This is a genomic window from Yoonia sp. (assembly GCF_017854415.1).
In the GTDB taxonomy this organism is placed as follows: domain Bacteria; phylum Pseudomonadota; class Alphaproteobacteria; order Rhodobacterales; family Rhodobacteraceae; genus Yoonia.
In genome coordinates, this window is the sequence record NZ_JAFMHR010000214.1 from 1 (window position 1) to 2,892 (window position 2,892).

Genomic DNA, 2,892 nt, shown 5'->3' on the forward strand with positions numbered 1-2,892 from the left:
ATGGCACCAGTGTTGTATGGGATTTCTGGCGTCACCAGTACGATTTTGAGGCTCGATTCAGACATATTGGCAGGCTTTCTTGGTCGAAGTAGGGGGCAGACCCATGAAAAAGGGCCGCGCGATCTCTCGCACGGCCCCTCTAAATTGTTGATAATGCTTAATTAAGCTTCGTCACGCATTGCGTCTTCGTCAACAGCACCGCCCAAATCGTCGAACAGCTCCTGAATTTCGAATTCTGCTTCTGCTTCTGCTTCTGCAGCCAATTCAGCAACAGATTTACCAGCAGCTTGAAGCTCAGCTTCTTCAACCGAACGTGCAACGTTCATGTTGATGGAAACAGTGACTTCTGGGTGCAGAACGACGTTCACTTCGTGCAAGCCAAGGTCTTTGATTGTGTGGTGAAGCACGATCTGACCTTTGTTGACAGTAAAGCCAGCAGCAGTTGCCGCATCAGCCGCGTCACGTGTTGTAACGGAACCGTAAAGTGCACCAGAATCAGAGGCAGAGCGGATAACGATGAATGTTTCACCGTCGAGCTTTTCGCCCAATGCTTCTGCTTCTTTTTTGGTCTCGAGGTTGCGTGCTTCCATCTGTGCCTTTTCAGCTTCAAAGCGTGCGATGTTCGCAGCGTTGACGCGCAGGGCTTTGCCCTGTGGCAGCAGATAGTTACGTGCGTAACCCTCTTTAACTTTTACGACTTCGCCCATTTGGCCAAGCTTTGCGACGCGCTCAAGTAGAATGATATCCATGATCTGATCCTTACTTTACAGCGTATGGCAGCAGGGCGAGGAAGCGAGCACGCTTGATCGCACGAGCGAGAGCGCGCTGGTTCTTAGCACCAACAGCAGTGATACGGGCAGGTACAATCTTACCGCGCTCAGAAACGTAGCGCTGGAGAAGACGTGTATCTTTATAGTCGATCTTTGGGGCGCCTTCGCCATCAAATGGATCGGACTTGCGACGGCGGAAAAATGGTTTAGTAGCCATGATTTACAATCCTATCTAAATTAACGGCGTTCGCGGCGTTCGCCACGATCTGGACGGTCACCACGGTCGCCGCGCTCTTCGCGCTTCTGCATCTGGACAGATGGACCATCTTCATGTGCGTCAACTTTGATTGTCAGAACGCGCATTACGTCGTCATGCAACGCCATCAGACGCTCCATTTCCTGAATAGCAGCCGAAGGTGCATCAGTACGCAAGAAGGCATAGTGGCCTTTGCGGTTCTTGTTGATTTTGTAGGCCATTGTTTTGACGCCCCAATACTCGTGCTCGACGAGTTTGCCGCCGTTGTCAGCGAGGACCGTGCCAAAATGTTCGATAAGGCCTTCAGCTTGCGTGTTGGACAAGTCCTGACGCGCAATCATAACATGCTCATATAGCGGCATGTGTGCTCCATTCATGTTCTCAGCGCATTTCATAGGGCAGGGATATGACTTGCCGTCCCCACCCACGAGAGACTACGCGGTTAAATCTTTACGGCAAGATGGGGCCTTATACATCCATAGGCCTGTGAAGCAAGGGGCAAACGACCATTTCCAAGCGCTTTAACCGAGGTCCTTCAGAAGGGGAAATTCATATTGGTTAACGTAACCTTAAGGTTGTCATGGGGCCGCCGCAATCTCGCCCAGATTAACGGTCAACTTGGCCTCACTTAAGGCAAAGGGAATGCACATGACTGATATTTCAGGTTTTCAAGGGCGTACCGTACCAGTTTCTCAAGGTTTCAACGACATAGCAGACCAATTATTGACTGAAACCTACTGGTGTTTCACCGTCAAGAACACGCAACGCGCGTCATCAATCGTGCAACTGTCACAAGCCGTATCGGCTGTGATGGGTGCTGGGTTCGCAGCGGCCACTCTCGGACTGTGGATTGTTCCATCGGTGGCGTTTCAAACGGATTCTGCGCTCATTCGGGCAGGGGCCAGCGTTTTCTTCGTCATCTTCAGCTTCTTCTTCATCTCCTACGCAAATCGGGGCACTGTTTCTGAGTTGCAAATTGATCTGTCGCTTGGCGAAGTACGCGAAGTTTTGCGACATCGCAGCGGGAGTTCAAGCTTGCTGGCGCATTACGGTTTTGATGCCTTCACCGGGTTAAGTATCGATCGGTCCAGCGGCAGCCCGCTGCAAGTCAAATTGATCTTGCACCACCAAGATGAAGCGCATGATCTTGTCGTCGCAACAGGGAACGAGCCTCAGATTGGCAAGCTATTCGGGCGGCTAGAGCGTGACCTGCTGCGGAGCGAAGGATCGCGACCCCTTGCTGCGGTTTCGCCGAAGCCCTTAACTTAACCGGTTCCTGCGCGAACAGGACCTGTTCGCAAATGCGCAATTGCTCTGAATTTGGTGATGGCCCACATTGCGTCATCACCAATCAGGAGTGCATAACATGTACAAATCAATCTCTGCCGCGGCCCTTCTGGCCGTTCTTTCGACTTCCGCAATTGCCGCACCAGAAGCCTACACACTGGACGCAAGCCACAGCCAGATCGTATTTAACTACAATCACTTGGGTTATTCTACAAGCTACGGCATGTTCTCTGGTTTCAACGGCGAAATCCAATTCGACCAAGAAGATCCAGCTGCATCCTCGGTCACTGTTTCCTTCCCTGTGAAAACCATGCTGACAGGCTGGCAAGAGCGTTTCGATCACTTCATGTCGCCCGACTTTTTTGACGCGACAGACGAAGAGATGGTCACATTCACCTCGACATCTATCGAGGTCACAGGCGAAGGCACTGCATTGATCACTGGCGATCTGACGTTGAACGACGTGACAAAATCTGTCATGCTTGATGCGAAACTGAACCAAGTAGGCGACCACCCGATGGCTGGCAAACCTTGGGCTGGCTTTGACGCGACAACAACATTGCTGCGCTCTGACTATAA

At 51.6% G+C, this 2,892-nt stretch carries 5 protein-coding genes; 2 read left to right on the forward strand and 3 right to left on the reverse strand.

The annotated features are described in order from the left end of the window. Positions 1-161: 161 nt before the first annotated feature. The 3 genes from rplI to rpsF are packed head-to-tail and all read right to left on the reverse strand — an operon-like array spanning position 162 to position 1,388. Positions 162-749 carry a 50S ribosomal protein L9 gene (rplI, locus tag QZ197_RS15585; protein ID WP_296433116.1) on the reverse strand — a complete coding sequence of 196 codons (588 nt, stop codon included), beginning with the start codon at positions 747-749 and terminating at the stop codon, positions 162-164. A gap of 10 nt (positions 750-759) precedes the next feature. Then, positions 760-987: a 30S ribosomal protein S18 gene (gene rpsR, locus QZ197_RS15590; protein ID WP_296433118.1), complete on the reverse strand. Its 228-nt coding sequence runs from the start codon at positions 985-987 to the stop codon at positions 760-762. A 20-nt stretch (positions 988-1,007) separates the two neighbouring features. Continuing rightward, complete coding sequence (gene rpsF / locus QZ197_RS15595) at positions 1,008-1,388, reverse strand: 30S ribosomal protein S6 (protein ID WP_296433119.1); 381 nt, start codon at positions 1,386-1,388, stop codon at positions 1,008-1,010. A 286-nt stretch (positions 1,389-1,674) separates the two neighbouring features. On the opposite strand from rpsF, the gene QZ197_RS15600 reads away from it, so the two are divergent. Both QZ197_RS15600 and QZ197_RS15605 read left to right on the forward strand, forming a co-directional pair. Beyond that, entirely contained in the window at positions 1,675-2,295 is a 621-nt protein-coding gene (locus QZ197_RS15600) for a hypothetical protein (protein ID WP_296433120.1), read from the forward strand. Between the two features lie 97 nt (positions 2,296-2,392). Then, positions 2,393-2,892, forward strand: a 500-nt coding sequence (locus QZ197_RS15605; RefSeq protein ID WP_296433121.1) for a YceI family protein, incomplete at its 3' end; no start/stop codon positions are given.

Excerpts from the sequence above, each read along its gene's own strand:
- rplI (WP_296433116.1), bottom strand. The coding sequence starts at position 749 with ATGGATATCATTCTACTTGAGCGCGTCGCAAAGCTTGGCCAAATGGGC.
- rpsR (WP_296433118.1), bottom strand. The coding sequence starts at position 987 with ATGGCTACTAAACCATTTTTCCGCCGTCGCAAGTCCGATCCATTTGAT.
- QZ197_RS15600 (WP_296433120.1), top strand. The coding sequence starts at position 1,675 with ATGACTGATATTTCAGGTTTTCAAGGGCGTACCGTACCAGTTTCTCAA.
- rpsF (WP_296433119.1), bottom strand. The coding sequence starts at position 1,388 with ATGCCGCTATATGAGCATGTTATGATTGCGCGTCAGGACTTGTCCAAC.